Source organism: Luteipulveratus flavus, from assembly GCF_029439465.1.
Taxonomy (GTDB): domain Bacteria; phylum Actinomycetota; class Actinomycetes; order Actinomycetales; family Dermatophilaceae; genus Luteipulveratus; species Luteipulveratus flavus.
Map to the genome: position 1 here is coordinate 77,476 of NZ_JAROAV010000023.1, position 25,431 is coordinate 102,906.

Annotated in this window: 32 protein-coding genes; 18 read left to right on the forward strand and 14 right to left on the reverse strand. The window is 71.0% G+C overall.

What is annotated here, in order from left to right; all coding sequences use genetic code 11:
• Nucleotides 1–12: 12 nt before the first annotated feature.
• A complete protein-coding gene (gndA, locus tag P4R38_RS06575; protein ID WP_277191527.1) occupies nucleotides 13–1,452 on the reverse strand; it encodes an NADP-dependent phosphogluconate dehydrogenase in 1,440 nt (479 codons plus the stop codon).
• A 92-nt stretch (nucleotides 1,453–1,544) separates the two neighbouring features.
• On the opposite strand from gndA, the gene P4R38_RS06580 reads away from it, so the two are divergent.
• Both P4R38_RS06580 and P4R38_RS06585 read left to right on the forward strand, forming a co-directional pair.
• Nucleotides 1,545–1,793 (forward strand): DUF2630 family protein, encoded by a 249-nt coding sequence (locus P4R38_RS06580; RefSeq protein WP_277191528.1) that lies wholly within the window; start codon nucleotides 1,545–1,547, stop codon nucleotides 1,791–1,793.
• A 42-nt stretch (nucleotides 1,794–1,835) separates the two neighbouring features.
• Nucleotides 1,836–2,483, forward strand: a complete 648-nt coding sequence (locus P4R38_RS06585; protein WP_277191529.1) for an NAD(P)-dependent oxidoreductase — start codon at nucleotides 1,836–1,838, stop codon at nucleotides 2,481–2,483.
• A 341-nt stretch (nucleotides 2,484–2,824) separates the two neighbouring features.
• Here P4R38_RS06585 and P4R38_RS06590 read toward each other — a convergent pair whose 3' ends face one another.
• Nucleotides 2,825–3,844 carry a LacI family DNA-binding transcriptional regulator gene (locus P4R38_RS06590; RefSeq protein ID WP_277191530.1) on the reverse strand — a complete coding sequence of 340 codons (1,020 nt, stop codon included), beginning with the start codon at nucleotides 3,842–3,844 and terminating at the stop codon, nucleotides 2,825–2,827.
• Nucleotides 3,845–4,052: 208 nt separating this feature from the next.
• Here P4R38_RS06590 and P4R38_RS06595 point away from each other — a divergent pair, with 208 nt between their 5' ends.
• From P4R38_RS06595 to P4R38_RS06615, 5 genes are all read left to right on the forward strand, one after another.
• A complete protein-coding gene (locus P4R38_RS06595) occupies nucleotides 4,053–5,210 on the forward strand; it encodes an ABC transporter substrate-binding protein (RefSeq protein WP_277191531.1) in 1,158 nt (385 codons plus the stop codon).
• 61 nt (nucleotides 5,211–5,271) lie between these two features.
• Nucleotides 5,272–6,861 carry a sugar ABC transporter ATP-binding protein gene (locus tag P4R38_RS06600; RefSeq protein ID WP_277191532.1) on the forward strand — a complete coding sequence of 530 codons (1,590 nt, stop codon included), beginning with the start codon at nucleotides 5,272–5,274 and terminating at the stop codon, nucleotides 6,859–6,861.
• Nucleotides 6,858–7,823: an ABC transporter permease gene (locus P4R38_RS06605; protein WP_277191533.1), complete on the forward strand. Its 966-nt coding sequence runs from the start codon at nucleotides 6,858–6,860 to the stop codon at nucleotides 7,821–7,823. The genes P4R38_RS06600 and P4R38_RS06605 overlap by 4 nt, the downstream gene beginning before the upstream one ends.
• A complete protein-coding gene (locus P4R38_RS06610; protein WP_275237886.1) occupies nucleotides 7,820–8,923 on the forward strand; it encodes an ABC transporter permease subunit in 1,104 nt (367 codons plus the stop codon). The genes P4R38_RS06605 and P4R38_RS06610 overlap by 4 nt, the downstream gene beginning before the upstream one ends.
• Nucleotides 8,924–8,960: 37 nt before the next feature.
• On the forward strand, nucleotides 8,961–9,398 hold the full coding sequence (locus tag P4R38_RS06615) for an RbsD/FucU domain-containing protein (RefSeq protein ID WP_275237887.1): 438 nt from the start codon (nucleotides 8,961–8,963) through the stop codon (nucleotides 9,396–9,398).
• 5 nt (nucleotides 9,399–9,403) lie between these two features.
• Here P4R38_RS06615 and P4R38_RS06620 read toward each other — a convergent pair whose 3' ends face one another.
• On the reverse strand, nucleotides 9,404–10,168 hold the full coding sequence (locus P4R38_RS06620) for a class F sortase (RefSeq protein WP_277191534.1): 765 nt from the start codon (nucleotides 10,166–10,168) through the stop codon (nucleotides 9,404–9,406).
• Between the two features lie 17 nt (nucleotides 10,169–10,185).
• Complete coding sequence (locus tag P4R38_RS06625; protein ID WP_277191535.1) at nucleotides 10,186–11,040, reverse strand: DUF4397 domain-containing protein; 855 nt, start codon at nucleotides 11,038–11,040, stop codon at nucleotides 10,186–10,188.
• A 138-nt stretch (nucleotides 11,041–11,178) separates the two neighbouring features.
• On the opposite strand from P4R38_RS06625, the gene P4R38_RS06630 reads away from it, so the two are divergent.
• A complete protein-coding gene (locus tag P4R38_RS06630; RefSeq protein WP_277191536.1) occupies nucleotides 11,179–12,024 on the forward strand; it encodes a hypothetical protein in 846 nt (281 codons plus the stop codon).
• On the forward strand, nucleotides 12,021–12,917 hold the full coding sequence (locus P4R38_RS06635) for a CopD family protein (protein WP_277191537.1): 897 nt from the start codon (nucleotides 12,021–12,023) through the stop codon (nucleotides 12,915–12,917). The genes P4R38_RS06630 and P4R38_RS06635 overlap by 4 nt, the downstream gene beginning before the upstream one ends.
• A gap of 13 nt (nucleotides 12,918–12,930) precedes the next feature.
• On the opposite strand, the gene P4R38_RS06640 is transcribed toward P4R38_RS06635, so the two are convergent.
• From P4R38_RS06640 to P4R38_RS06665, 6 genes are all read right to left on the reverse strand, one after another.
• Nucleotides 12,931–13,380: a DoxX family protein gene (locus P4R38_RS06640; protein ID WP_277191538.1), complete on the reverse strand. Its 450-nt coding sequence runs from the start codon at nucleotides 13,378–13,380 to the stop codon at nucleotides 12,931–12,933.
• A 30-nt stretch (nucleotides 13,381–13,410) separates the two neighbouring features.
• Entirely contained in the window at nucleotides 13,411–14,019 is a 609-nt protein-coding gene (locus P4R38_RS06645; protein ID WP_277191539.1) for a flavodoxin family protein, read from the reverse strand.
• Between the two features lie 30 nt (nucleotides 14,020–14,049).
• Nucleotides 14,050–15,189, reverse strand: coding sequence for a glutathione-independent formaldehyde dehydrogenase (locus P4R38_RS06650; protein ID WP_277191540.1), 1,140 nt, complete (start codon nucleotides 15,187–15,189; stop codon nucleotides 14,050–14,052).
• Between the two features lie 81 nt (nucleotides 15,190–15,270).
• On the reverse strand, nucleotides 15,271–15,810 hold the full coding sequence (locus tag P4R38_RS06655; RefSeq protein ID WP_275237895.1) for a type 1 glutamine amidotransferase domain-containing protein: 540 nt from the start codon (nucleotides 15,808–15,810) through the stop codon (nucleotides 15,271–15,273).
• A 42-nt stretch (nucleotides 15,811–15,852) separates the two neighbouring features.
• A complete protein-coding gene (locus tag P4R38_RS06660; RefSeq protein ID WP_277191542.1) occupies nucleotides 15,853–16,389 on the reverse strand; it encodes a Dps family protein in 537 nt (178 codons plus the stop codon).
• 88 nt (nucleotides 16,390–16,477) lie between these two features.
• On the reverse strand, nucleotides 16,478–17,140 hold the full coding sequence (locus P4R38_RS06665; RefSeq protein WP_277191543.1) for a class I SAM-dependent methyltransferase: 663 nt from the start codon (nucleotides 17,138–17,140) through the stop codon (nucleotides 16,478–16,480).
• 145 nt (nucleotides 17,141–17,285) lie between these two features.
• On the opposite strand from P4R38_RS06665, the gene P4R38_RS06670 reads away from it, so the two are divergent.
• The 3 genes from P4R38_RS06670 to P4R38_RS06680 are packed head-to-tail and all read left to right on the forward strand — an operon-like array spanning nucleotide 17,286 to nucleotide 18,609.
• The gene (locus tag P4R38_RS06670) at nucleotides 17,286–17,633 is read left to right on the forward strand and encodes a PadR family transcriptional regulator (protein ID WP_275237898.1); all 348 of its coding nucleotides are present in this window, start codon (nucleotides 17,286–17,288) and stop codon (nucleotides 17,631–17,633) included.
• Entirely contained in the window at nucleotides 17,630–18,253 is a 624-nt protein-coding gene (locus tag P4R38_RS06675; RefSeq protein ID WP_277191544.1) for an HAAS signaling domain-containing protein, read from the forward strand. The genes P4R38_RS06670 and P4R38_RS06675 overlap by 4 nt, the downstream gene beginning before the upstream one ends.
• Nucleotides 18,250–18,609: a hypothetical protein gene (locus P4R38_RS06680; protein WP_277191545.1), complete on the forward strand. Its 360-nt coding sequence runs from the start codon at nucleotides 18,250–18,252 to the stop codon at nucleotides 18,607–18,609. The genes P4R38_RS06675 and P4R38_RS06680 overlap by 4 nt, the downstream gene beginning before the upstream one ends.
• A gap of 31 nt (nucleotides 18,610–18,640) precedes the next feature.
• Here the strand turns inward: P4R38_RS06680 and P4R38_RS06685 are convergent, their stop codons facing one another.
• Entirely contained in the window at nucleotides 18,641–19,204 is a 564-nt protein-coding gene (locus tag P4R38_RS06685) for an NYN domain-containing protein (RefSeq protein ID WP_277191547.1), read from the reverse strand.
• 49 nt (nucleotides 19,205–19,253) lie between these two features.
• Here P4R38_RS06685 and P4R38_RS06690 point away from each other — a divergent pair, with 49 nt between their 5' ends.
• Nucleotides 19,254–19,799 (forward strand): YbaK/EbsC family protein, encoded by a 546-nt coding sequence (locus P4R38_RS06690; RefSeq protein ID WP_277191548.1) that lies wholly within the window; start codon nucleotides 19,254–19,256, stop codon nucleotides 19,797–19,799.
• 181 nt (nucleotides 19,800–19,980) lie between these two features.
• Here the strand turns inward: P4R38_RS06690 and P4R38_RS06695 are convergent, their stop codons facing one another.
• On the reverse strand, nucleotides 19,981–20,766 hold the full coding sequence (locus tag P4R38_RS06695; RefSeq protein ID WP_277191549.1) for an SGNH/GDSL hydrolase family protein: 786 nt from the start codon (nucleotides 20,764–20,766) through the stop codon (nucleotides 19,981–19,983).
• The gene (locus tag P4R38_RS06700) at nucleotides 20,759–21,322 is read right to left on the reverse strand and encodes a PadR family transcriptional regulator (protein ID WP_277191550.1); all 564 of its coding nucleotides are present in this window, start codon (nucleotides 21,320–21,322) and stop codon (nucleotides 20,759–20,761) included. Before P4R38_RS06700 ends, P4R38_RS06695 begins: the two co-directional genes overlap by 8 nt.
• 48 nt (nucleotides 21,323–21,370) lie before the next feature.
• Between P4R38_RS06700 and P4R38_RS06705 the strand changes: the two genes are divergently transcribed.
• The 5 genes from P4R38_RS06705 to P4R38_RS06725 all read left to right on the forward strand — a co-directional run bounded on the left by P4R38_RS06705 (nucleotide 21,371) and on the right by P4R38_RS06725 (nucleotide 24,080).
• Nucleotides 21,371–21,802: a nuclear transport factor 2 family protein gene (locus P4R38_RS06705; protein WP_277191551.1), complete on the forward strand. Its 432-nt coding sequence runs from the start codon at nucleotides 21,371–21,373 to the stop codon at nucleotides 21,800–21,802.
• Nucleotides 21,803–21,949: 147 nt separating this feature from the next.
• Nucleotides 21,950–22,339, forward strand: coding sequence for a nitroreductase family deazaflavin-dependent oxidoreductase (locus P4R38_RS06710; RefSeq protein ID WP_277191552.1), 390 nt, complete (start codon nucleotides 21,950–21,952; stop codon nucleotides 22,337–22,339).
• A gap of 202 nt (nucleotides 22,340–22,541) precedes the next feature.
• Complete coding sequence (locus P4R38_RS06715) at nucleotides 22,542–23,189, forward strand: DUF6226 family protein (RefSeq protein ID WP_277191553.1); 648 nt, start codon at nucleotides 22,542–22,544, stop codon at nucleotides 23,187–23,189.
• A 32-nt stretch (nucleotides 23,190–23,221) separates the two neighbouring features.
• On the forward strand, nucleotides 23,222–23,776 hold the full coding sequence (locus P4R38_RS06720) for a hypothetical protein (protein ID WP_277191554.1): 555 nt from the start codon (nucleotides 23,222–23,224) through the stop codon (nucleotides 23,774–23,776).
• 55 nt (nucleotides 23,777–23,831) lie between these two features.
• Nucleotides 23,832–24,080 (forward strand): hypothetical protein, encoded by a 249-nt coding sequence (locus tag P4R38_RS06725; protein ID WP_277191555.1) that lies wholly within the window; start codon nucleotides 23,832–23,834, stop codon nucleotides 24,078–24,080.
• A gap of 42 nt (nucleotides 24,081–24,122) precedes the next feature.
• Here P4R38_RS06725 and P4R38_RS06730 read toward each other — a convergent pair whose 3' ends face one another.
• Nucleotides 24,123–25,388, reverse strand: a complete 1,266-nt coding sequence (locus P4R38_RS06730; RefSeq protein WP_277191557.1) for a DNA sulfur modification protein DndB — start codon at nucleotides 25,386–25,388, stop codon at nucleotides 24,123–24,125.
• Nucleotides 25,389–25,431 lie beyond the last annotated feature (43 nt).

The following is a 25,431-nucleotide window of genomic DNA, read 5'->3' on the forward strand; positions in this document are numbered from 1 at the left end:
CGCCCGGTCCCGTCAGAGACGCTGCTCGGAACGGTCGCCGGACCACAGCGTGTGGAACGTCCCCTCACGGTCGACCCGCTGGTAGGTGTGCGCGCCGAAGAAGTCGCGCTGCGCCTGGATCAGCGCCGCGGGCAGCCGTTCCGAGGCCAGCGAGTCGTAGTACGCCAGGGCGGAGGAGAACCCCGGCGCCGGGATCGCCGACGCCGCCGCCAGCCCGACGATGCGGCGCCAGGCCGCGTCACCGTCCGCGACGACCTGCGCGAAGTACGGGTCCGCCAGCAGGGTCACCAGGTCCGGGTTCTTCTCGTACGCCTCGGCGATGCGGTTGAGGAAGCGGGCCCGGATGATGCAGCCGCCCCGCCAGATGCGCGCCATCGCGGACAGGTCGATGTCCCAGTCGAACTCGGCGGCACCGGCCCGGATCAGGTCGAACCCCTGGGCGTACGCGACGACCTTGGAGGCGTACAGCGCGGCGCGGACGTCGTCCTCGAACGTCTCGGGTACGGGCGGGGGCTCCGGTCGGTTGGTCGTCGACCGGCGGACGGCGTCGCGCTGGTCGGCCTTCGAGGAGACCGCGCGCGCGAAGACCGCCTCACCGATGCCGGAGACGGGGACGCCGAGGCCGACGGCGTTCTGGACCGTCCAGACGCCGGTGCCCTTGGAACCGGCGTGGTCGAGGATGGCGTCGACGAGCGGCTTGCCCGTGTCGGCGTCGGTGTGGCCGAGGACCTCGGCCGTGATCTCGATGAGGTAGGACTCCAGGTCGCCCTCGTTCCACTGCTGGAAGACCTGGACGAGCTCCTCGGTGCTGTGGCCGCCGGCGCGCCGCAGCAGGTCGTACGCCTCGGAGATCAGCTGCATGTCGGCGTACTCGATGCCGTTGTGGACCATCTTCACGAAGTGCCCGGCGCCGTCGTGGCCGACGTGGGTGACGCACGGCTCGCCCTCGGCGACCGCCGCGATCGACTCCAGGATCGGGCGCAGCGTCTCCCACGACTCGTCCGAGCCGCCGGGCATGATCGACGGACCGTTCAGCGCGCCCTCCTCGCCGCCGGAGATGCCGGTGCCGACGAAGTGAATTCCCTTGTCCCGCAACGCTTTCTCGCGAGCGATGGTGTCCTGGAAGTTGGCGTTGCCGCCGTCCACGATGATGTCGCCCGGCTCGAACCGCTCGGCCAGCTGGTCGATCACCGCGTCGGTGCCCGGGCCGGCCTGGACCATCACGATCGCGGTCCGCGGCGTACGGAGGGACGCGACGAACTCGTCCATCGACTCCGACCCGACGAAGCCCAGGTCGCCGTGCTCGCGCAGCAGGTCGTCGGTGCGGGCCTGTGTCCGGTTGTGGACGGCGACGGTGTTGCCCTCGCGGGAGGCGAGGTTGCGGGCGAGGTTGGACCCCATCACCGCCAGCCCGACGACGCCGATGTTCGCGGTGGCTCTCGACTCGGCCATGGCAGCTGCCTCTCCGATCGTTCGTCTCGTCCTCCGTAGTCTCCACCCGGCGGGCGTTGTCAGGCCGACGGCCTGCGGGCGATAGTGAGCAGATGGCGCAGGACATCGACATCCAGCAGCACATCAAGGACCTCATCGCCGAGGAGCACGGGCTGCGTGACGAACGTGGCGCCGGCGAGATCTCGGCTCAGGACGAGCGCAAGCGACTGAAGAGCATCGAGGTCGAGCTGGACCAGTGCTGGGACCTGCTGCGGCAGCGCCGGGCCCGGCGCGAGTTCGGCGAGGACGCCTCCGACGCGACGGTGCGCGACCCCGGCACCGTCGAGGGCTACCGCGGCTGAGCGCCCCCGCATCGACCGTAGGAACCGATCCGAGGAGGACGCATGACTCGCATCACCGTGCTCGGCGGCACCGGGTACGCCGGTGGCCACGTCGTCCGCGAGGCCGCCTCGCGCGGTCACCAGGTGACCTCGTACAGCAGGAACGAGCCGCAGGAGAAGGTCGACGGCGTGAGCTACCGGACCGTCGACGTGCTGCAGCAACCGCAGGCGCTGGAGGAGGTGTTCGCCGACACCGACGTCGTGCTCGACACCCTCTCGCCGCGCGGCGACCTGGAGGGAAAGCTCGAGGACGTCGTCCGGTCGCTCATCGAGGTGGCCCGGCGGACCGGTGTCCGGCTGGGCGTGCTCGGCGGCGCCGGCTCGCTGTACGTCGCCGAGGGCGGGCCGCGGCTGATCGACACCCCGGAGTTCCCCGAGCAGGCCAAGGGCGAGGCGCGCACCGGACTGACCGCGTTGCAGGACCTGGAGGCGTCTCCGCCGGAGGTGGACTGGTTCCTGGTGAGCCCGGCCGCGGAGTTCGGCGCCTGGGACCCGGGCGAGGCCACCGGGAAGTACCGCGTGGGCGGTGACGTGCTGCTGGTCGACGAGAACGGACGCTCGTACGTCTCGGGCGCCGACCTGGCCGCGGCGATCGTCGACGAGATCGAGACGCCGAGGTACCGCCGGAAGCGCCTCGGCGTCGCCTACTGACCCACCCACCCACCCCCCCGCCGGTCGAGTAGGGCCGGAGCGTGCGGAGGCCCGTATCGAGACCTGGTGAGTCGTGGGGAGACCGGGCGTTCGCGGTGGCGGTGGTCTCGATACGGGGCATCACTTCGTTCGCCCCTACTCGACCGGCGGAATCCCCGCCGGTCGAGCCGGCACCTCCGCTGGTTGAGCCGGCACCTCCGCTGGTTGAGCCGGCCCGGAGCGTTAGCGGAGGGCCGAGTCGAAACCCGGTGAGCAGCAGGGAGACTCGACTGCTCGCCGTACGGGGTTTCGGCACGGCTCGCCCAGCGGCTCGCCGGCTAACCAGCGGGCGAGCCGGGGGGTCAGCGTTCGGTGATGCCGGTGGTGCTCTGGCGGGTCTCCAGGACGAACGGCGCCTGGACGTCCTCGTACCCGGCGCCGTCCCGCCGGCTGACGCGCTCACTGATCAGCCGTACGGCACTGGTCGCGATGGCGCCCTTGTCCGGCGCGACGGTGCTCAGCGGCGGAAGGCTGTAGCGGGCCTCGTCCGAGCCGTCGAAGCCCACCACGGCGATGTCCTCCGGCACGCGCAGCCCGGACACGACCGCCTCGTGCAGGGCGCCCACGGCCAGCAGGTCGTTGCAGCAGAAGACCGCGTCGGGCCGCTCCCCGTCCAGCCGGTCGAGCAGCCCGCGCATCGCGAGGACGCCGTCGCGGCGGTGGAAGCTGTCGGCAGGAGCGACCAGGTCGTCCAGGACGGGCAGGCCGGCCTCGGTCAGCGCCTGCCGGTACCCCTGGAGCCGCAGCTGGGCGGTGGCGCGGCGGGGGTTGTCACCGATCATCGCGATGCGGGTGCGGCCGAGATCGATCAGGTGCTGCGTGGCGGCGCGGGCGGCCGCGACGTTGTCGATCCCGACGCGGTCCAGGTCGAAGCCGGCGGTCTGCTCACCGAGGAGCACCACCGGGAACCCGGCCGGCACCTGACCGACGTCCTCGGCGACCAGGGCCTCCGGGCTCACGATGGCGCCGTCGACGAAGTGCGGGCCGAGCGAGCCGAGGCTCTCCAGCTCGCGGTCGCGCTCGCCCTGCGTCTGCTCGATGAGCACGTTCCAGCCGCTGCTCTGCGCCGCGGTGATGACCAGGCCGGCGAGCTCGCCGAAGTAGGGGATGCCGAGGTCGGGGACGACGAGGGCGAGGAACCCGGTACGACCGCGGCGCAGGTTGCGAGCCCCGATGTTGGGGCGGTAGCCGGTCTGGGCGAGAGCGGCCTCGACCTTGAGCCGGTTCTCGGCGCGCACGAACGCGTACCCGTTGACGACGTTCGACACCGTCTTGACCGAGACGCCGGCCAGCTCGGCGACGTCCTTGAGCGTGGCCGTCATCGGCTCCTCCTGCTCGGGCGGGCGCCCCGAGCCGGGGCGACGCGCGGTGGCCCCCGAAGGACCCCTGATGTCGCGGCAGCGTAACAACGTTCCCGATTGCTTTACAACGTCGTGCCAACGATGTAAAACAGGGCGAGGCCCGAGCGTGTGGCCTGCGTCACAGCATGTCACGCGCTCGGGCATCCACCTCGTGTCCCAAGGAGTGCACATGCTCGGCACCACCACCCCGCCTCGTTCTGCGGGCCTGCGCACTGTCGCAGCGTCCGCCGTCGTCGCGCTCGCCTGCACCCTGTCCGCGTGCTCCAAGAGCGAGTCCGACTCCAGCTCCTCCGGTACCGGGGGCGGCTCCGCGGCCGCGGCTGCGACGTCCTCGGCCCCGGCCGCCTCGGCGTCCAGCAGCTCCAGCAGCGGCATGACCAGCGGCACCGGCATGGCCGAGGCCGGCTGCACCATCGCCACGACCGGCTACCCGAAGGTCGACCTGAAGACCGCGAAGGTCGGCTTCTCCCAGTCGGAGAAGGAGGGCAACCCGTTCCGGATCGCCGAGACCAAGTCGATCCGCGACGAGGCCGCCAAGCTGGGCATCCCCAAGAGCAACCTGCTCACCACCAACGCCCAGAGCGACCTCAACAAGCAGATCAGCGACATCAAGTCGCTGCTCTCCCAGGGCGTGCAGCTGCTCATCGTGGCGCCGCTGAACTCCGACGGCCTGCAGCCGGCGCTCGACGCCGCCAAGGCCAAGAAGGTCCCGGTCGTCACGGTCGACCGCAAGGTCACCTCGAAGCCGTGCACCGACTTCCTCACCTTCATCGGCTCCAACTTCGTCGACCAGGGCAAGCGTGCGGCCGACGCGATGATCAAGGAGACCGGCGGCAAGGGCAAGGTCGCGATCCTGCTCGGCGCGTCCGGCAACAACGTCACCACCGACCGGACGAAGGGGTTCAAGGACCAGCTCGCGGCGCAGGGCCAGGGCCTGCAGATCGTCGCCGAGCAGACCGGTGACTTCGAGCGGGCCAAGGGTCAGTCGGTCATGGAGCAGCTGATCCAGTCCCACCCGGACATCACCGCGGTCTACGCCGAGAACGACGAGATGGGCGTGGGCGCCGTCAACGCGCTGCGCTCCGCCGGCAAGAACCCTGGCAAGGACGTCAAGATCGTCTCCATCGACGGCACCCACAATGCCGTCCAGCTGCTGGTCGACGGCAAGTACAACGGCGTGATCGAGTCCAACCCGCGCTTCGGCCCGCTGGCGTTCCAGACGCTGCAGCAGTTCGAGGGCGGCAAGGCGGTCCCGCCGAGCATCGTCATCACCGACGACGCGTACACCCCGGACAACGCCAAGCAGAAGATCAACAACTCCTACTGAGTCCCGACCACGCTCCCGGACGGCCCGTGCGGTCGTCCGGGAGCACCAACGAGGAGCCGCCGTGGTGGAGCAGCGCGAGCAGCACGCACCCGTCCTGGAGACCGTCGCAGGAACGAAACGGTTCGTCGGGACCCTGGCGCTGGATGACGTGTCGTTCCAGCTGCGGCCGGGCGAGGTGCACGCGCTCGTCGGCGAGAACGGCGCCGGCAAGTCCACGCTGATCAAGGTGCTGACGGGCGTCTACCAGCTGGACGGCGGCGAGCTGCGGCACCGCGGCGAGCCGGTGTCGTTCGGCCGGCCGGTCGACGCGCAGCGGGCGGGGATCTCCACGATCTACCAGGAGGTCAACCTCATCCCGTTGCGCAGCATCGCGGCCAACGTCTTCCTCGGCCGCGAACCCACCCGGTTCGGACTGGTCGACCGGGCGCGGATGCACCGCGAGGCCGCCGAGCTGCTGCGCGAGTACGGCATCCACAGCGACGTACGCCAGCCGCTGGGCTCCCTCGGCGTCGGCGCGCAGCAGATGGTGGCGCTCGCCCGGGCGGTCCACACCAACGAGACCACGATGTCAGGCGAGGGTGCGGGGGCCGCGCAGGTCGTGATCATGGACGAGCCGACCTCGTCCCTGGAGCCGCGCGAGGTCGAGACGCTGTTCGAGGTCATCGAGCGGTTGCACCGCAAGGGCATCGCGATCCTGTACGTCAGCCACCGCCTGGACGAGCTGTACCGGATCTGCGACCGGGTGACCGTGCTGCGCGACGGTCGGCTGGTCCACACCGGCGACCTCGCCGACCTGCGCCGGATCGAGCTGGTGTCGATGATGCTCGGCCGCGACGTGAGCGACATCCGTCGGCACGGGTCGACCACGTTCGGCGACACCGACCACGCCGTCGTGGAGGAGGGGCGCAGCGAGCCGGTGCTCCAGGCGCAGAACCTCGTCAGCACGCCCAAGGTCCGCGACGTCTCGATCGACATCCACCCGGGCGAGGTCGTCGGCCTGGCCGGGCTGCTCGGCGCCGGTCGCAGCGAGACCGCCCGCGCGATCCTCGGCGCGCTCCCGCTGGACTCCGGGACGGTCGTCCTCGGCGGCCGGAAGCTGCCGTCCGGCAACGTCGGCGCGGCCACCCGCGCCGGCATCAGCATGCTCGCCGAGGACCGCAAGCTCGACGGCATCGTCCCCCACCTGTCGATCCGCGAGAACATCGTGCTCGCCTCGCTGCCCCGGCTGTCGCGGTTCGGGGTGGTGAGCCGGACGCGCCAGGACGAGGTCGTGAAGACCTTCATGGAGCGGCTGCGCATCAAGGCGTCCAGCCCCGACCAGAAGGTCGTCGAGCTCTCCGGCGGCAACCAGCAGAAGGTCCTGCTCGCGCGCTGGCTGTGCACGCAGCCCAAGGTGCTGCTGCTGGACGAACCCACCCGAGGCATCGACATCGGCGCGAAGGCGGAGGTGCAGGCGCTCATCGACGAGCTCGCCTCCGACGGCCTGGGCGTCCTGCTCGTCTCCTCCGAGCTGGACGAGCTCGTGGACGGCTCGGACCGCGTCGTCGTCCTGCGCGACGGCGAGGTGGCCGGCGAGCTGAGCGGTGACGAGGTCACCCGGGACGCCATCCTCGACGCGATCGCCGGCGACCAGCAGGAGGCCAGCGCATGACCGACCTCACCCTCCGAGGACGCTCGCTCGACAAGGGCGCGGTGTCCCGGTGGCTCCAGGACTACGGCGTGTTCGCGGCGGTCGCCGCGCTGCTCGTCTTCAACATCCTGTTCACCGACAACTTCCTGTCGGCCGCGAACTTCCGCACCCAGCTGGTCCAGGCCGCCCCGATCTGCATCGTGGCGCTCGGGATGGCGCTGGTCATCGGCACCGAGGGCGTCGACCTGTCGGTCGGGTCGGTGATGGCGCTGTCCGCCGCGCTGGTCCCGCTCTACCTCGGGTACGGCGTCGTCCCGGCGATCCTCGCCGCGCTCGTCGCCGGCCTGGCGGTCGGTCTGCTCAACGGCGTGCTCGTCGCGTACATCGGCATCCAACCCATCGTCGCGACGTTGGCCCTGCTGGTCGGCGGACGAGGGCTCGCGCTGGTCATCGCGCACGGGCAGCTGGTCGACATCCGCGACCCGGACATGCTCACGCTGGGGTCCGGGGAGATCCTCGGTATCCCGATCATGGTCGTCGTCGCGGCCGTCCTGTCGCTGCTGATCTGGTTGCTGGTCGGGCGGACGACGTTCGGCCGCCGGCTCGTCGCGATCGGTGACAACCGGACCGCCAGCACGCTCGCCGGCCTGCCCGTACGCCGCGTCCTCGTCGGCGTGTACGTCATCTGCGGGGTCCTCGCCGCAGCCGCCGGCGTGCTCGCGACGGCGCGTCTCGGGGCGGGCGACCCGGCCAACACCGGTCTGCTGATGGAGCTGTCGGCGATCACCGCGGTCGTCGTCGGCGGCACCCCGCTGAGCGGCGGCAAGGTGCGCATCCTCGGCACGATCTTCGGCGCGCTGCTGATGCAGCTGCTGCGCGCGACCCTGATCAAGAACGACCTGCCCGACTCCACGGCGCAGATGGTGCAGGCCGCGGTGATCATCCTCGCGGTCTACGTCGCCCGAGAGCGAGGGACCCGATGAGCGCGCCCACCCCGGCGTCCAGCCCGGCCACCGACCCCGAGTCGGGGTCCACCCCGCGCCCCGACGCGGACCCGGTGGACGGCGCCACGCCCGCGCCGACCGAGCCCGCTGAGCCGACCGGTCCGGCCAGCTCGCCGCAGGTACGCCAGCAGCTGTTCGCCAGCCTGCTCCAGCGGCAGGGCGCGGCCGCCGCGCTGATCCTCGTCCTCGCGATCTCGTGGGTCACGCTGCCGCGGTTCGGGTCGACCGAGAACATGCGCGACATCGCGCTGCAGAGCTCGTTCCTGGCGATCATCGCGCTGGGCATGACGTTCGTGATCATCACCGGCGGGATCGACCTGTCCGTCGGGTCGGTGTACGCGCTCGGCGGGGTGCTCGCGGCGTACGGCGCGCAGTCCGGCGTCCTGATGGCGCTGCTGCTGCCGCTCGCGGTGTGTGGCGCGATCGGCCTGGTCAACGGGCTACTGGTCGCCAGGCTCGGGTTACCCCCGTTCATCGTCACGCTGGCGTCGTTGCTGTTCGCCCGCGGGTTGCTGCTGGCGATCACCAGCGAGGGCTCCAAGACCCGGACGATCTCCGATTCCTCGTTCCTGTCGCTGGGCCGGGACTCCTTCCTCGGGCTCGGGCTGCCGGTGTGGTTCGCGATCGTGCTGTGCCTCATCGGCGGGCTCGTGCTGCGACGGACCCGGTTCGGTGAGTCGGTCTTCGCGACCGGGGGCGCCGAGCAGTCGGCGCTGCTGATGGGTCTGCCCGTCGTGCGGGTCAAGGTCACGGTGTACGCCCTCAGCGGCCTGCTGGCCGGGTTCGCCGGCGCGCTCACCGCGGCGTACCTGCAGTCGGGCGTGACGGTGATCGGCGTCGGCGTCGAGCTGGACGCGATCGCCGCGGTCGTCATCGGCGGCACGCTGCTCAGCGGTGGCGCCGGCACGGTGCTCGGCACGGTCGTCGGCGTGCTGCTGCGCAACGTGATCTCGAACGTCATCAACCAGATCGGTGGGCTCGACAGCAACTACCAGTCCGTCATCAGCGGCGCCTTCCTGCTGCTCGTCGTCGTCGTGCAGCGCCTGCTCTCGCAGGCGCGGCCCCGGCGCCGTCGATGACCCGAGGCGGGCGCGGCCCGCGACGAGGAGCCGCCCCGTGCTGCGCTTCAGCCTGATCCACCCGCAGATCCTGTCCGCGCTCGCGGCGGCCGGTCACGGCAGCACGGTCCTGGTCGCCGACGCGAACTACGCGCACAGCACGGGGACGAACCCGGCCGCGCCCGTCGTCCAGCTCAACCTCTCGCCGGGGCTGGTCAGCGTCGCGCAGGTGCTCAGCGCGCTCGTCGGCGCGGCGCCGTTCGAGCGAGCGCGGTTGATGGCGCCGGACGACGGGTCGGCCTCGCCGTGCGCGCACGAGTACGGCGCGATGCTCGGCCCGCAGGTACCGGTCGAGGTGCTGCCCCGGGTGGCCTTCCGGGACGCGTGCCGGGGCGTGGACCACGCGCTCACCATCGCGACCGGGGACGACCGCTACTACGCGAACGTGCTGCTGACCATCGGCGCGGTGCCCCCGCGTTCGACCCGCCCCGACTGATTCGTCTAGCGGACCGGGGTGGCGAGACCGACGGGGTCGGCGAAGACCAGCCGGTTCTGGTCGTAGTGGCCGGTGCTGTGGTCGAACGTCCCGGTGCAGGTGATCAGCACCAGCCGCCCAGGGCCCGACTGGGTGAAGGTGTCGGACCGACCGGACAGGCTCGCCTTGACGATGTCGTGCACCGCGGTGACCCGATAGCGCTGCGCCAGGCCGTCGCCCTCCAGGCGGATCTCGTCACCTGGCCTGCTGCGCAGCAGGTCGGCGAAGAAGCCCACGCCGCCGGTCGGGGTGTCGATGTGGCCGGCCACCACGACCGTGCCGAACTCCTCGCCGGCGAGCGCGCCGCTGCGCCACCAGCCGACCTGGCCGGACCGGGTCGGGAGGTCGAGGTCGCCGGCGGATGTGGTGTCCGCCTGCTCGATGGTCGCCTCGTGCGCGCCGCGCAGCACGATGTGCGTCGGGACGAAGGTCAGCCGCTGGCTCGCGGCGGGCCGGGCGGTGCGGGCCGCCGACGCGCTCGCGGTCGAGCCCTGCGGCGCGCCGGGCGACGACTGCTCCTGGGCGGCCTGCGGCACCGACACCGACAGGCTGCGTCGCGGCGTGGGCGTCGGGCTCGGCGCGGCACCGCCGGTCGTCGTGGCGCTCGTCGACGTCGGGCCCGCGGCGGGCGAGCCGGACGACCCGCCCGACGCGCAGCCGGTCAGCGCGGGGGTCAGCGTGATCGCCAGCGCGAGGCCGACGGCGTACGCGCGGACGCGCCGGCGAGCCATGGTCGTACTCCGCGGAGTCAGCGGGACGCGCGCCGACGCCGTACGGCGAAGGCGGCGCCTCCCACCGCGAGAACGCCCGCGTACCAGGCGATCTGGGGCGTACGTCCGTTGTCACGCGAGGCGTCGATCAGCCCCTGGGCCTGGCCGCCGGTGCCGGCGTTGACATGGCTGGGGGCCTTGCCGGAGCCGCGGGTCGGGACCGGGATCTCCTGCACGACGGCGTCCATCGAGCCGGTCGCCGCGACCCCGATCGCGAACACCCGGGTGAGCTTGCCCGCCGACACCTTCAGGTCGACCGGACCGAGGACCGCGGGGCCTGTCGTCGCGACCGGCACGATGTCGACCGGGTACGTCCCGGCGGGCACCGTCAGCGTCAGCGCCTCACCGTTGGCGATGTTGGAGAAGAGCACCTTGCCCTTGACCCGCACGTCGGCCGGCCCGACGGCGGCGGTGTGGGCCACGACGAGCCGGCTGCTGCCGCCCGCGACGGCGCTCACGTCGTTGGCGTACGTGGTGACGACCGGCGCGGCCTTCGGGTCGACCTGCCGGTGCACGATGGCGTCGAGGCTGCCGGTGCGCGGCACCTGGATCCGGGCGGTGATCGGCGCGGCCGTCCCCGGCACGGTCACGCCGAGGGTGTGCTCCCCGGGTGCCAGCCGCAGCGGTCCGACGATCGACTTGGCGGCGGCGTCCTTGGCGACGACCTGCCCGTCGACCGTCATGGACGCGCTGGTGCCGGCGACGCCCTGGACGAGATAGACCGTCCCGGCCGGCGCGGCCGCGTCGGCCGGCCCGACGATGAGCAGCGGTCCCCCGATCACGCCCGTCCCGACGACTGCTGCCAGCAGAAACCTGCCCCGTGCTGTGACCATGACGTCCCTCCCCGGTCGTGGCGCCCACGCGCTCCCTTGCGAATGTAGCCACCCGCATTCCCCAGCGGAACCGATTCGGCTGATATCACGCGACGGCCCGTTCCGGGGTCTAGCCTGCAGACGAGCGGAGGAGGGGCCGTGAAGCGACGTGCTGTCGCTCGACGCGTGGTCGGCGTGGTGGCCGCGGTCGGGCTGGGGTGTGCAGCGGTCGCTGCCGCGCGCTCGGACGCACCGACGCCGCCTCAGGCTGCTGCCCGGCCGGCTGCCACGTCCGTCCCGTCGGCGTCCGCCACGTCCGAGGGCACACCGCTGGGACCTGGCCCGCTCCCGGTCCCCGCGCCCACCGCCACCGCTTCTCCCCTCGTCCCACCTCCGACCTTCAGCCTCCCGGGTGGAGGGTCCTCGGGCGGCGGCGCGACCCGCGGTCCCGGCCTGACGACGTACGGCGTCCACCTGCGGGCCCAGCCCGACGCGCTCGGCGAGCTCGAGGTGGTGGAGCACGTCTTCCTGCGCGAACCGGTCACCCGGTTGGTGGTCGACCCACGGCCGGTGCCGGAGCTGTCCGGCGTGGAGGGCGCTCGTCCGGCGGTCGACGGGTTGCAGGCGCAGGCCGCCGAGCAGCCGGTCGTCGTCCCGTCCGCGGAGGGGGCGTCGCGTCGGGCACGCACGCTGACGCTGCCCGCGCCGACCCGGCAGATCGTGCTGCGCTACCACCTCGCGTCGGCCACGGTACGCAGCAACCCGGCGCCCGTCGGCCGCGTGCTGTCGGTCCTGCAGCCGCTCGTCAGCACGGGCGAGGCCAACCTGCCGGTCGTGGTCGACCTGACCGGCACCGGGATCCGCAACCTCACCTGTCCGAGGCTCCCGCAGGCGCGTCAGGTGTGCGGCCACCAGGCGCGCAAGGTCTGGAGCGCCGGCCCCCTGCCGTACCGCTCCGCGACGGTCATCGCGCAGATCGACCTGCCGACCCCGGGAGCGTCATGATCGCGGCGGCGACGGCGGCGACGGCGGCGGGCGACGACGGGCTGCGGACCGCGCTGGTCGGCCTGTTCCGGGTCGTCGGCTACCTCGGCTTCGTCCTGCTGGTCGGGACGATGTTCGTGCTGTCCTGGCTGTGGCCGGAGCGACGTCCGGTGCCCATGATCGACCGGCTGTACGACCTCGGCGTGCTGCTCGTCGCGGTCAGTGCAGCGGCGGTGCCGGTCATCGCGTTCTCCCAGGGCTGGGCCAGCTTCGGCGGGCGGGAGGGCGCACTGGCTCTGGCCCGGATGGCGCTGGCGGCGGTCGCGTTCGCCTTCCGGCAGGACGTCCTCAGCTCGGCGCGTCAGCTGCGCGTGCCGATCCTGGTCTGGCAGCTGCTGATCATCGAGACGTACGTGCTGGCCTCCGACGCCTGGGGCGGACCGTGGGCGTGGGTCAAGATCATCGCGACCACCGGCCATCTCGCGGCGACCGCCGCCTGGCTCGGTGGTCTGGCGGTGCTCGCCGTCGTGCTCGTGCCGGGCACGGCGCTGGACGTGCTGCACGCGGTGCTGCCGAAGTTCTCACCGGTCGCGATCGGCAGTGTCATCACCCTGGTCGTCTCGGGTGTGCTGCACGCTCTGGCCGTCGCGGGTGGGGTGGGCCAGCTGGTCGACAGCAGCTACGGCACCGTGCTCGGCATCAAGGTGCTCGTCTTCGCGGTGCTGCTCCTGCTGGGCAACGTCGGACGTCGGCACACCGAGCGGGTCGCGCACCGCAAGCTGGAGAACATCGACGGGTCCTCCTCCCCGGCGGGCATCCAGGCGTTCGCGGTCGCGGTCGGAGCCGAGCTGGCGGTCGCCGCCTGCGTGCTCGCGACGACCGCCGTCCTGGTGCACCTGGTCCCGGTGCGCTGACCCGGCGGGCGGCTCAGGAGCCGTGTGCCGCCGGCTCGACCTCCGGGCGGGTGGCGTCCGGGACGCCGGCCCCCCACAGCGCCGCGGCGATCAGCGCGGGCTGGAAGAACAGCCGGACCAGGCGCTTGGTGTCGGTGTCCAGCCCGAACGCCACCGTGCGCTCGGCGTACTGCCCGATGTTGCCCGGGAAGATCGCCGCGTAGAACCCGGCCAGCGCGATGCCGATCGGCCGGCGGTACTGCGGCAGCGCGGCGTACGACGCCCCGAACAGCAGCTCCACGACCCCGGAACCCAGCACGACCGCGTCCTTGTCCACCGGGACCCAGTCCGGCACCTGCGCCTGGAAGTCCTGGCGCGCGAAGGTGAGGTGACTGGCCCCGGCGAGCACCATCCCGGTGCCGAGCGCCAGGCGCGCGACCTGCTGGGACGTCGGGGTCCGCTGGGACCGGAACCGTGTGCGCATCGCTGTGTCTCCTTGGTCGGGGCCCTGACCTCAGCCGGTGGCCGGGTAGCGGGCCGCCTTGAGCAGCCTGGCCAGGTGGACGGCGTTGGCGGCGGCGGTCCTGGTCATACCGTCCGTCGCCTCGGGCGTGCTGTCCAGGTCCTTGTAGTCGCGGGCCTGGGACAGATCGTCGTTCCAGTACGTGACGCCCTGCGCCGGCACCGTGAACCCGGTGTCGGTCAGCGACTGGAACAGGATGCCGCTGATGTGGTGCGCGCCGTCCTCGTTGCCCACGACCGCGGCGACGGCGACCTTGCCGAGAGTCAGCATCCGGCCGCTGTCGTCGGTCTCGGACAGCTCGGCGTCCAGCCGCTCCAGCACCCGCTGGCAGACACTGCTGTGCTGGCCGAGCCAGGTCGGTGTCGCGACCACCAGGATGTCCGCGGCGACGATCTGGGAGCGGATCTGCGGCCACGCGTCGCCGTCGCCCATGTCGAGCTCGACCCCCGGCCGGACGTCGTGGTCGACGACGCGGACGACCGTACTGTCCACGTCGGGCATGGCCTCCAGGACCTGCCGCGCCAGCAGCTCCGAGCTGGACTCGGCCGGGCTGGGCTTGAGACTGCAGACCAGCGCGAGGGCGCGCAGCGGGTCAGCCATGGAGGACTCCTTCGTCGACGGGGCGCCAGGTCATGCGGACGGCTTGAGCAGGACCTTCGTCCAGCCCTGGTCGCGTTGGTCGAAGTGCTGGTAGGCGTCGGGCGCCTCATCGAGCGGGATCTCGTGCGACACGATGAACGACGGCCGCGCGACGCCCGCCAGGATGAGGTCGAGCTGCTGGCGGTTGTACCGCTTGACCGGTGCCTGGCCGGTGCCCATCTGCTGGCCCTTGGTGAAGAACGTGCCGTAGTCCCAGCCGATCCGGCCCTCGGAGGCCTTACCGGGAGACTTCGGGTCCTGCGGGACGAACACGCCGACGACGCCGATACCGCCGCGGGCCTTGACCACCTGGACGAGGTTGTCCAGCGTCAGCTCCGGGTGCTCGTCACCGCCGGTATCGTGGGCCTGCCAGCCGACCGCCTCGACGCCGCGGTCGACGCCCTCGCCGTCGGTGGCGTCCAAGATCTGCTGGACCGGATCGCCCTTGCTGAAGTCGATCGGCGTGCAGTCGATCTCGCTCGCGAGCTTCAGCCGGTCCGGGTGCTGGTCCACGACGAAGACGTCGCGGGCGCCGCGGATGCGGGCGGTGTGCGCGGCCATCAGGCCGACCGGGCCGGCGCCCATGATCGCCACCCGGTCGCCCGGGCGGAACCCGGACAGCTCCACACCGTGCCAGCCCGTCGGGAAGATGTCCGACAGCATGGTGAAGTCGGACTCGTGCTCGTCGCCGGGAGGCAGCGTCAGCAGGTTGAAGTCGGCGTACGGCACCCGTAGGTACTCGGCCTGACCGCCGCGGTAGGGACCCATGTTGGCGTAGCCGTACGCCGCGCCCTGCATGCCCTCGGTGGGGTTGGTGCGCTCGCAGAACGACGTCCAGCCCTCGTTGCACGAGCGGCAGGTGCCGCAGGCGATGTTGAACGGGACGGAGACGCGGTCGCCCTTCTTGACGCGCGTCGTACCGGGTCCGACCTCCTCGACGATGCCCATGTTCTCGTGGCCGATGACGGTGCCCTCCTCGACACCGGCGCGACCCTCGTACATGTGCAGGTCCGAGCCGCAGATGTTGGTGGTGGTGATCCGGATGACGGCGTCCGTCGGCTCCTCGATGGTGGCGTCGGGCACCTCCTTCACCGAGACGTCGCGTGCGCCGTTGTAGACCAGTGCTCTCATGCTCTCGCTCCTTCGGCATAGGCCGCGGGCCGGCCACCGGTCGGTGGGCCGGCCCGCGGATGGGGTGCTGCTGTGCCGGGATCAGCCGCGGACGGCCCCCAGCAGGGTCTTGGTGAAGGCGGGGATGTCGTCCGGGTTGCGGCTGGTGATGAGGTTGCCGTCGACGACGACCTCCTCGTCGACCCACTCGCCGCCGGAGTTGCGGATGTCGGTCTGCAGGCTCGGCCACGACGTCAGCCGCTTGCCCTCGAGCACGCCCGCCTCGACGAGCGTCCACGGTGCGTGGCAGATCGCGGCGACGGGCTTGCCGGACGCCACGAAGTCCTTGATGAACCGCACGGCGTCGTCGTCCAGGCGCAGCGCGTCGGGGTTGGCGACGCCGCCGGGCAGGACGAGCGCGGCGTAGTCGTCGACCTTCGCGCCCTTGACGGTGTGGTCGACGGGTCGCGTCTCGGCCTTATCGAGGTGGTCGAACGTCTGCACCTCACCCTCCTTCGGCGCGAGCAGCTCAGGCTGCAGGCCGGCGTCCTGGACGGACTTCCACGGCTCGGTCAGCTCCACGCGCTCGATGCCCTCGTTGGCGGTGAGGAAGGCGATCTTGGTCCCGGTCTGGTCCGACACGGTCGGCTCCTTTCGTCGGTGGGAGTGCGGGTACGGCGGTGCTCAGCGGGCGTCGGCGGCGGCACCGGACTCGGTGCTCTTGTCACCGCCGGCGACGGCACCCGACTGGTCCTCCAGGTGGGCCCGGACGAACCACTGGAACTTCTCCAGCTCGGCGGTCTGGCCGATGATCAGGTCCTGGGAGACCGGTTCGCTCTCGAACGTCTCGATGGCCTTGCGGTTGCTGGTGATCACGCCGTCGTAGACCTTGTTCAGCGCGGCCAGGTGCGCGGCGCTGGTGTCCCGCAGCAGCGAGTAGTCGTCCCAGTCGCGCACCTCCTCGATGTCGCCGACGCGACCGCGGGGCTCGCCACCCATCGCCGCGATGCGCTCGGCGACGGCGTCGGCGTACCCGCGCACCAGCTCGACCTGCGGGTCGAGCATCTCGTGGACGGCGATGAAGTTGCGGCCGACGACGTTCCAGTGCACGTGCTTCAGCGTCAGGTGCAGGTCGTTGTACGCGGCGAGCCGGTGCTGGAGGACGTCGATGACCTGGGCCGCGGTCTTGTCGTCCAGCCCGGGAACGGTGTACTGAGCCATGGAGAACCTTCCCTCGCGGATGGTGTTCTCCTGTTGCCTACCCGTCCTCGCGAGGATGAATCGCCGCCGCCCGGGGGCCCGAGGCCGGCTACGCGTCCTGCCGGGGGCGGCGGATGCGCAGCACGGAGTCGGTGCGGTTGCCCTCGCGGCCGTCGGTCCAGCTGAACCGGCTGGTGACCTCCTCGTCGAGCTCGACCTGCCAGGAGTCGGGCAGCGCGAGCTGCTCCAGCATCTGCGCGGTGGTCGGGAACTCGTAGTCGTCATGGGCGTGGTCGTCCTCGTCGCCGTCCAGCTTCGCCGCCGCCGCGTGGCTGCCGATCAGCAGGACGCCGCCCGCTGCGACCGCCTGGGCAGCCCGGCGCAGGATGCGGGCGCGCTCGCCTTCCTGCTCCAGCGGCGAGTGCAGGAACTGCGCGGACACCAGGTCGAACTCGCCCTCGGGGAAGTCGGTCGCCAGGTCGTGCTGCGCCCACTCGACCCGGTCGGCGACGCCCGCCTCGGCCACGTGGCCGGCTGCCCGCGCGATCGCGGTCGCGGAGACGTCCACGCCCAGCACCTGCCAGCCCTGCTGGGCAAGCCAGATGACGTCCCCGCCCTCGCCGCTGCCCAGCTCCAGCGCGCGCCCCGGCGTCAGGTCCTGTGCGCCGCGGACGAGCAGCGGGTTGGCCCGGCCGCTCCAGACGGCGTCGCGCTCGCCGTACAGCTCGTCCCAGAACTCGGACGCGGTCTGGCCGGGGGTGGGCTGCTTCATGGGTGCCTCCAGGTGGGTGGGTCGTCGGGGCCGCGGTGCGACCGGTCTCGTCCGAGAATCCGCTCAGCCGCAACGTCCGGGCAAGTTCCGTTGCCGAACCCGCAAAATCGCTCGGACGTCGGCCGCTGGTGCTACCTTGTGACGCATGGAACCCCGTGTGGCAAGGGTCGTGACCCAGCTACGCCGCGGCACGTTGGAGTACTGCGTGCTGGCGGTGCTGCGGCACGAGCAGCGCTACGCGTTCGACCTCGTCCAGGACCTCGGGCGGACGGGCCTGGTCACCAGCGAGGGCACGATCTACCCGCTGCTCTCGCGGTTGCGGCGGGACGGTCTGGTCGAGTCGACGTGGGAGGAGTCGCCGAGCGGTCCGCCCCGCCGGTACTACCAGCTGACGGCCGACGGCCGGGCTGCGCTCACCGCGTTCGTGCAGGAGTGGACGACCTTCCGCAGCTCGGTGGACGCCGTGCTGCCAGACCTGGAGGACAGGGGATGAAGACGTACGACGACCCGCAGGTGAGCGAGTACCTCGCCCGGCTGCGGACGACGATGGGCGCACTGCCGGCGGACGAGCGCGAGGACCTGTGGATGTCGGTGACCGCGCACATCGACGAGGGCATCGCGCGCGGTGAGTCGGTCGACGCGGTGCTGGCCCGGCTCGGCAGCCCCGAGGAGATCACGGCGGCAGCCGCGGGCGAACCGGTGGACGGGCCGCGCCCGGTCGTCGTGCAGGCAGCGCGGCCGGAGCCTCGGCTGCGCTGGCGCGAGGTCGCCGCGCTGATCCTGCTGCAGATCGGGATCGTGGCGTGGGTCGTCGGCTGGGTCGCGGGCGTCGTGCTGCTGTGGACCTCCAACCGATGGCGCTGGTGGGAGAAGGTGCTCGGCACGCTCGTCTGGCCCGGCGGGTTCGCAGGGGTGGCGTTCTCCTACGGTTCAGGGATCGAGCATCAGGGTGAGACCTGCACGAGCCGTCCGGGCCAGCCGGAGGTGTGTACGGGCTCCGGATCAGGAGTCCTGTCGGCGGTCGGGTGGATCGTCGTCCTGGCTCTGCCCATCGCCGTCACGATCTACCTGGCGAAGGTCGCGCGCCCGGGCCGCGGCGAGGCCGGCTCGTGATCAGCGCGGAGCGAACCGTCGGCGGGCTGGCCGCGGTAGTCGTGCTGGCCGGCGGCGCCCTGCTGATGTCCGGCGCGGGCAACGGCCTGCTGCCCGCGCGGTCGACCCTTCCGCCGTGCGAGCAGCAGCCGTCGTACGCCGACGCGCAGCGAGCGCTCGGTCAGCACCCCGACGACGTCCGGGCCCTGCGCGCCGTGGGCTCCGGCGTCGACGTCGCCGCCACCCGGACGTGCGGGGCAGCGGCGCGCGGGGTGATCACGGTCCGGTACGGCACGGACGAGGAGAAGGCCGCGATCGAGCGGGTCGTCAACACCCACGACGGCTTCGGCGTGCCGATCGACGTGGCCCGCCGGTGACGCATCCGGGCTGAGCGCCCGCGTACGGCCGTCAGAGGAAGTCGGCCGGGTTGAACTCCTCGATCGGGATGATGCGGATGCGCTTGAGGTTGGTGTTGAACGCGCCCACGTCGTACTCGAGGTCGAAGAACTCCAGCCCCTGATCGGCGAGCGCGACGAACCCGGCGTTGCGGAACTCGCGGAACGCCACGAGCCCGACCCGGCGGCCGTCGCACAGCTCCTCCAGCTGCGGGAGGAAGTCGCCGTCGTGGCTGACCAGCATCAGGTCGTCCTCGCGGTCCTGCAGCGCCTCGATGGTGCGCTGGATCGCGATGTCCACGACCTTCTCGTGCGGGCCGCCGGACAGCGGGATCGGCTTGTACCCCAGGGCCATCAGCGCCTGGATGAACGACATCGGCAGCTCGCTGTTGGTCGCGAGGAAGAACAGGCCCTTGGCCGGCTGGGCCCACTCGGCCTCGGCGAACTTCAGCAGACGGTCCCACCGCGGTCGTTCTTCCGGCTGCGGCCGGCGCCCGAGGATGGACGTGCCGAGGGTGGCGTCGATGTTCTCGCCGTCGACGAGGACGTACGTCGTCCGCCCGGCTTCCTGATCCATGGCCCGACCCTACGCCGAGAGGCCGTCTGTCGTGCCTAACCTGGCGTTCATGGCCTCCTGGAGCATCGCCGGATCGCTGACCCCCGAACCGGCCGACCGGCGCGACGACCTCCTCGCGCCGCCGGTGTCGCGGGCGCTCGCGTCGTCGGACGGCGACCAGCCGGTCGCGGTGGTCGAGATCGACCCCGGCCTGGCGGACACGGCCGAGTTCTGCGCGGCGTACGGCTCGCCGATGGACGCTTCCGCGAACTGCGTCGTGGTCGCCGGCAAGCGCGCGGGCGAGGTCAGGTACGCCGCGGTGATGGTCCTCGCCTCGACGCGCGCCGACGTGAACGGCGTGGTCAAGCGGCTCCTGGACGTCCGCAAGGCGTCCTTCGCGCCGATGGGCGACGCGGTGTCGCTGACGGGCATGGAGTACGGCGGCATCACGCCGGTCGGGCTGCCGGAGGACTGGCCGGTGTACGTCGACCGCGCCGTCGCGGACGCGCCCGAGCTGGTGATCGGCAGCGGCATCCGTGGCAGCAAGCTGCTGGTGACGGGCAGGTTCCTGTCGTCCCTCCCGACCGCCCAGATCATCGAAGACCTCGCCCACTGACCACCCCTGCCGGTCGAGTCGCTGGTTGAGCCGCACCTCCGCTGGTTGAGCCGGCCCGGAGCGTTAGCGGAGGGCCGAGTCGAAACCCGGTGACGCACAGGGAGACTCGGCGTCCGCGGCGGTGGAGGTTTCGACACGGGCTCGCGCTGGGGCGCTCGCCCGGCTCAACCAGCGGGACGGCTCAACCAGCGGAGCGGTCTCCCGTCATCGGCAGCAGGGCCGGACGCTTGGCCACCCGGCCGTCGGCGGACGACCGCCCGTGCACCCGTCGTGCGACCCACGGCGCGAGGAACGTTGCGAGCCAACGTGATTCATTGATCGCGCGGCTCAGCACCGGCGGCCGACCCAGCGGCGGCAGCGCGGTCGTCCACGCGTCGTCGAACCCGGGCACCCCGAGCGCCTGCGCCATGCCGGCGGCGATCCGTTCGTGACCGAGCGGACTCGCGTGCAGCCGGTCGACCGCCCAGATGCGCGGGTCGGTGGTCACCGGGTGCAGGTCGGGGCGAACCACCCGGACGTCGTACGTCTGCGCGAGACGCAGGATGCGCTCGTTGAGGTCGACCACCCGTGCCCGCAGCGGCCGCGCGGCCGGTGCAATCATACCGATGTCGGGGAACGTGCAGGTGGCGACGGTGGCGCCCGCGCTGGTGAGGGCCGCGAACATCGCCTCAAGGTCCGTGCTCACCGCGTCGGCGTCGTACGAGGGGCGGATGAGGTCGTTCATCCCCGCCATCACGGTCGCGACGTCGGGTCGGAGCGCGAGGGCGACGTCCAGCTGGGTCTCGCGGATCTGGCGGGTACGAAGTCCGCGGACGGCGAGGTTGCCGTACGTGAGCCCTGGGTTCGCGGCGGCGAGGTGCTCGGCGAGCCGGTCGGCCCAGCCCCGCAGCCCGGTCAGGTCGTCGCCGTCTCCGACGCCTTCGGTCTGGCTGTCGCCGATTGCGACGTAGCGGGAGTAGTCAGACATGAATCGTGCTCCTGCTCCTCAGGATCGCGGCGGTGCGCTCGCACCACGCGACGTTCTCCTTCTCGAAGGTTCGGCCGCGCAGACACGTGAGGTACGGGCCGATCCGGTCGCTCTCGGCGAGGAAGGCCTCCTCGCTGCGGTCGCCGCGCATCCGGGCGAGCAGACCGTCGAACAGCTCGACTTTGGCGGCGGCGAACCGGGCGCGCTCGTCCAGCTGGGCGATCACGGTGTCGGGATCGACGCCGTCGACGGCGTGCACCATCACCACCAGGTCGTCGCGCATGAACGACGGCTTGGTGCTCGCCTCGGTGAAGCGCTGCAGCTCCGCGTGCCCCGGGTCGGTGACGGTGAACAGGCGCTTGGTCGGCCGGGTGTCCTGGACGACGTCTCGGCCGCTGATGAGTCCGTCGCGCTCGAGACAAGTCAGCTCGGCGTACAGCTGTTGCGGGAGCGCGTGCCAGAAGTTCGCGACGCCGACGTCGAAGGCCTTGGCCAGCTGGTACCCGCTGAGCTCGCCGGTCAGGAGAGCAGCCAGGACCGCGTGCTTGAGGGCCATTCGCGTCACCTCTTCCGCTTCGGTGCTGAGCCCAGCATACTCAAGAACATGACTAATCACGGATATGACCCGTCAGCCGCGTTCCGGGCCGGGGTCGAGGCGGGCGACCTGGACGCGATGGCCGCCTCCCTCGCGGACGACGTACGGCTGTTCAGCCCGGTCAAGTTCCGCCCGTTCGAGGGCAAGGCCGCCGTCGTCGAGCTGCTCGGCGTGCTGCTGCGGACCTTCGAGACCTTCCGCTACGTCGGTGCGCTGGCCGGCGACGTCGAGCCCGCCGTGCCCGAGGACGCGCGTGAGGCGCACATCCTGGTGTTCCGAGCGACCGTGCAGGGCAAAGAGATTCACGGCCTGGACCTGCTGCACGTCGGTTCGTCGGGCCTGATCGAGGAGATCACCGTGATGGTCCGGCCGCTCTCGGCAGCCCACACGCTCTCCGAAGCCGTCGTCCGCAACTTCGAGCAGCCCGCCCCGACCGCCTGAGCCGGCCCTCCCGCCGCGGTTGAGCCGCCCCTCCCGCCGGTTGAGCCGGTCCGAGGCGCAAGCCGAGGGCCGAGTCGAAACCAGGTGACGTCCAGGGAGACTCGCCAACCGCAGTCGCCGACCCAGCCACCGGCGTACCGTCGAGCCATGGACCCGCAGCGGGCGCGCAAGATCTGGCGGAAAGCCAACCCGCGCAACCTCAAGGTCGCGCCGTGGATGCCGACGATGGTCGTGCTGGAGACGACCGGACGGCGCAGCGGTCAGCCTCGCCGGGTGCCGCTCGCGAAGGGTCCGCTCGACGGCGACGTCGCCTGGCTGATCTGCGTGCACGGCGAGCAGGCCGACTACGCCCGCAACATCGCCGCCGACCCGCGCGTACGCCTCCAGCTCGGCCGCACCTGGCGCACCGGCGTCGCGACGCTGCGGCCGATGGACCCGGACATCCGGGCCCGGTTCAGCACGTTCGCCAAGATGGGCACCAAGGTCGCCGAGCACGACCCGCGCCTGCTCCGCATCGACCTCGACCCCGCCCCTTGAGCGCCCTGGTGGTCAAAGGGTGAGCCATGCCTCACTCCCTGACCACCACGTCCCGCCGCTGCGTCGCCCGAACTGCGTTTGGTGTTCCTGACGCAGCTCGAACCACGTCAGGAACACCAATCGCAGTTCGATCGCGAGCGCGACGGCTTCGGGGCCTCGGAACTCGATGGCCGCCCCGAGCCCGCTCTCGTACGGTCGCCTCGTGACGACGTACACGCGCCCGGACGTGGGCGCCCAGGTCTACCGGGACGCCGACGGCTCGGTGATCCCCTACGGCTCGCGGTGGGACACGGAGCCGCCCGTGGACGCCTACAGCGTGATCGAGCACGAAGAGCGGTTCGAGCCGATCGGCATGGTCGCTCGCGCGCTCGTCGATCACCTGGCCGCGACGGACGACGTGCCCGTGGTCCGCGAGCCGGTCGAGCCAGCGGGCCACGGGTTCCAGCACGACGAGGTGGTGCGGTTCACGCCCGCGCCGGAATCGGCGCCGCTGACCGTGTCGTTCGGACGCCTGTCGGCGGAGGTGCGCGCCGGGGCCTTCTACGAGAACCGGTACCCCGTGTGCGGATGCGATGCGTGCGACGACGACGTGGACTACCTGATCAGCGAGCTCGAGGCGGTGGCGCTGGCGGTCGCGAGTGGCACGTTCGGGGAGTGGGTGTCCGAGCAGGACGGTCTCTGGGCGATGCACCGGTTCGCGCTGCTCGAGGGTGAGGCCGTGGAGGGCGGCGTCGGCAAGGTGAACCCCTTCGAGCGCGCCGACCTCCGGGCACGGGCCGCGACCAAGCCCGACACCTGGCTCCCCTGGTCACTCCGGGAAGACCGACCGGGGGCCATCACTCGCGACTAGCTTCTCGCCCAGGACGGTGCCAAGCTGCGCGAATGCCCGTCCTCCACGCGTCCTTCGAACGCCATCTGTTGGAGGCTTTCGAACGGGAAGAGGTCACCGAGGTGTCAATGATCGCCGACGCGCTGCGGGCGCGTTTGGACGAACTCGAGGACGATGTCAGATCCGCGCACGTGTATCGAGCGAAGAGCGCCGCGATCCAGTCGATCGTCTCTCGCATACTCACGAACGACTTGGACTTTCGCGAGGAGGTGGTCATCACTCCCCAGGACGGTCTCGTCAGTAGAGCTCGTCCGGATTTCGTGCACCAGATTCGCCCGGGTCGAGGGGTGATCGCCGAGGTCGAGCGTGGCGGAACCGTCACTAACAATCACGATCTGAAGGACATGTGGAAGACGCACTTCGCGCCGGATGTCCAACACTTGATCCTCGTCGTGCCGCAGGCGAACTGGAACGAACGAGGCGTCGCTCGCGAGAAGCCATTCCACCGCGTGACACAGCGCATGCGCTCGTTCTTCGGCGATGCGAGACGAGAGGTGGACGTCTTGTCATGTCACGTCCTGGGCTACGGATCGGACGTGCTGTCCTAGCTGCGATTCAGCTACGACAGCTGACAGCCGTGACACCACTGCATACGACTGACGCATGGCACTCAGACTCATCGGCACTGAACTGACCAGCTACCGCACGACCGATCACAGCGAGGAGATCGCCCAACTGCGGACATCTGCGCGGTTCCCGGAGCACACCCTCCTCGAACGACGCGCACGCCGGGCCGCCGCAGAACTCCTCCTGTGCCATGACGACACCGGCATCAGCCTGGACGACTGGGACGGGCCGCGCGATCTGATCGAGTACTTGCTCGGCCACCCCATCCTGAAGAACCAGGTCTGACCCGAGGACAGCCCTTTAGCGGGTGCCCTCGGCCTCAGTCGCCTACCGCTCGACGCGGTGCCACCTCACGCTGCCCTCGCATGCGTGAACGACGAAGGTGGCAAGAGCCTTGAAGTCCTGGGCGCGAGACGTCGGGCTGAATGCGCCGGACTCGGTGCTCGGGAACAGGCCCGTCGCGAACCAGGTATCGGCGGGGTCCGCGAGCACTGGTGCGGACATGTGAGGCGACATCTCACCGAACGCCTTGCCGATCTCCTGGGACGTCCATCCGCGCTGCGTCAGCTCGAACCAGGCGCGAGCGAACCCACGCAACATGACGTTCGAACCGATCAGACTGCGCCCACGCAACTCGGACGGAGTGAGGTCTTCGGCCTGGACGGCTGCGAGGTCGGGAAAGGCGTCGACCAGCGCGGTGGCGAAGTCGTCGAATGTGTCCACGACGTCCTGTTCGTTGACCTCGTTCTCGATGCGGGGGGTGATGTTGCCTCCACCGACGACCAGGGCCTTCAGGATGTCCTGCACATGCTTCGCGCCGAGCAGGTACGGCGTCGCGCCTGTGATCCGGTCCTGCTCCAGGTTGACTCTGCCTTCCAGCAGTTCACTGTGCTGAAGCACCAGATTGAGGGCGCGCGACAGTACCTTCCGGTCGTCGAAGCGGCTCTTCACAGCGCCGGTGATGCCCTTGGCGTTATCGTTGATGTCGACAAAGATCCGGCGAGCGACCTCGGGCGTCTCGACGATGATGATCTGAATCGCTACCCGTTCGTTCGCGAGCGAGTCGCGTCGGTGAATCAGGTCGTGCAGGCGACGTTCCTCGCGCTGAGCCACGAGCGAGTCGCCGATCTCCTTGGCTCGCGCTACCGAGACCCGCGCGTTCTCGATGTCCGACCGCAGGCTCTCCCACGCCAGGTGGAACCCGAGGGTGCGGTGCTGACCGTCAACGATTTGGATCTCGTCCCGCGCGTCCTTGGGCACCGCCAGTTGACCGAACATCGTGGTGCCGGTCTCGACCTCGATGGACCGATCGAACTGGAAGATGTTCGGCGCTCGCAGCAGGAGCGCCGGAGAGACCCATCCTGAGTCGGAACGAACGTACTCGCCGAAGTCCTTGGCGTGCTTGGGCGAGATCTGCCGCTGCGTCGCGGACACGTCCAACGGCTTGTCGGCGTTCGGACGCGGAAGGTAGGTGACGATCTCCCGCACGGAGAAGTCGACCGAATAGACGACTCGGCCCCCCTGCCGGAACTTGCTGGCGAAGAAGTACTCGTTCGGGTCGTACCCGGACGGTCGGAACTGACTGCTGCTCAAAGCTTTCCCCTCCACAGTGCCGAGCGTGATCCCCTAGGCCCGG

What these genes read in the sequence shown, in the direction of transcription:
- P4R38_RS06690 (WP_277191548.1), top strand. Translation starts at nt 19,254, where the DNA reads ATGGCCTCCTGGAGCATCGCCGGATCGCTGACCCCCGAACCGGCCGAC.
- P4R38_RS06665 (WP_277191543.1), bottom strand. Translation starts at nt 17,140, where the DNA reads ATGAAGCAGCCCACCCCCGGCCAGACCGCGTCCGAGTTCTGGGACGAG.
- P4R38_RS06590 (WP_277191530.1), bottom strand. Translation starts at nt 3,844, where the DNA reads ATGACGGCCACGCTCAAGGACGTCGCCGAGCTGGCCGGCGTCTCGGTC.
- P4R38_RS06585 (WP_277191529.1), top strand. Translation starts at nt 1,836, where the DNA reads ATGACTCGCATCACCGTGCTCGGCGGCACCGGGTACGCCGGTGGCCAC.
- P4R38_RS06610 (WP_275237886.1), top strand. Translation starts at nt 7,820, where the DNA reads ATGAGCGCGCCCACCCCGGCGTCCAGCCCGGCCACCGACCCCGAGTCG.
- P4R38_RS06635 (WP_277191537.1), top strand. Translation starts at nt 12,021, where the DNA reads ATGATCGCGGCGGCGACGGCGGCGACGGCGGCGGGCGACGACGGGCTG.
- gndA (WP_277191527.1), bottom strand. Translation starts at nt 1,452, where the DNA reads ATGGCCGAGTCGAGAGCCACCGCGAACATCGGCGTCGTCGGGCTGGCG.
- P4R38_RS06700 (WP_277191550.1), bottom strand. Translation starts at nt 21,322, where the DNA reads ATGGCCCTCAAGCACGCGGTCCTGGCTGCTCTCCTGACCGGCGAGCTC.
- P4R38_RS06605 (WP_277191533.1), top strand. Translation starts at nt 6,858, where the DNA reads ATGACCGACCTCACCCTCCGAGGACGCTCGCTCGACAAGGGCGCGGTG.
- P4R38_RS06725 (WP_277191555.1), top strand. Translation starts at nt 23,832, where the DNA reads ATGGCACTCAGACTCATCGGCACTGAACTGACCAGCTACCGCACGACC.
- P4R38_RS06675 (WP_277191544.1), top strand. Translation starts at nt 17,630, where the DNA reads ATGAAGACGTACGACGACCCGCAGGTGAGCGAGTACCTCGCCCGGCTG.
- P4R38_RS06720 (WP_277191554.1), top strand. Translation starts at nt 23,222, where the DNA reads ATGCCCGTCCTCCACGCGTCCTTCGAACGCCATCTGTTGGAGGCTTTC.
- P4R38_RS06670 (WP_275237898.1), top strand. Translation starts at nt 17,286, where the DNA reads ATGGAACCCCGTGTGGCAAGGGTCGTGACCCAGCTACGCCGCGGCACG.
- P4R38_RS06645 (WP_277191539.1), bottom strand. Translation starts at nt 14,019, where the DNA reads ATGGCTGACCCGCTGCGCGCCCTCGCGCTGGTCTGCAGTCTCAAGCCC.
- P4R38_RS06620 (WP_277191534.1), bottom strand. Translation starts at nt 10,168, where the DNA reads ATGGCTCGCCGGCGCGTCCGCGCGTACGCCGTCGGCCTCGCGCTGGCG.
- P4R38_RS06695 (WP_277191549.1), bottom strand. Translation starts at nt 20,766, where the DNA reads ATGTCTGACTACTCCCGCTACGTCGCAATCGGCGACAGCCAGACCGAA.
- P4R38_RS06650 (WP_277191540.1), bottom strand. Translation starts at nt 15,189, where the DNA reads ATGAGAGCACTGGTCTACAACGGCGCACGCGACGTCTCGGTGAAGGAG.
- P4R38_RS06580 (WP_277191528.1), top strand. Translation starts at nt 1,545, where the DNA reads ATGGCGCAGGACATCGACATCCAGCAGCACATCAAGGACCTCATCGCC.
- P4R38_RS06660 (WP_277191542.1), bottom strand. Translation starts at nt 16,389, where the DNA reads ATGGCTCAGTACACCGTTCCCGGGCTGGACGACAAGACCGCGGCCCAG.
- P4R38_RS06625 (WP_277191535.1), bottom strand. Translation starts at nt 11,040, where the DNA reads ATGGTCACAGCACGGGGCAGGTTTCTGCTGGCAGCAGTCGTCGGGACG.
- P4R38_RS06685 (WP_277191547.1), bottom strand. Translation starts at nt 19,204, where the DNA reads ATGGATCAGGAAGCCGGGCGGACGACGTACGTCCTCGTCGACGGCGAG.
- P4R38_RS06595 (WP_277191531.1), top strand. Translation starts at nt 4,053, where the DNA reads ATGCTCGGCACCACCACCCCGCCTCGTTCTGCGGGCCTGCGCACTGTC.
- P4R38_RS06705 (WP_277191551.1), top strand. Translation starts at nt 21,371, where the DNA reads ATGACTAATCACGGATATGACCCGTCAGCCGCGTTCCGGGCCGGGGTC.
- P4R38_RS06710 (WP_277191552.1), top strand. Translation starts at nt 21,950, where the DNA reads ATGGACCCGCAGCGGGCGCGCAAGATCTGGCGGAAAGCCAACCCGCGC.
- P4R38_RS06640 (WP_277191538.1), bottom strand. Translation starts at nt 13,380, where the DNA reads ATGCGCACACGGTTCCGGTCCCAGCGGACCCCGACGTCCCAGCAGGTC.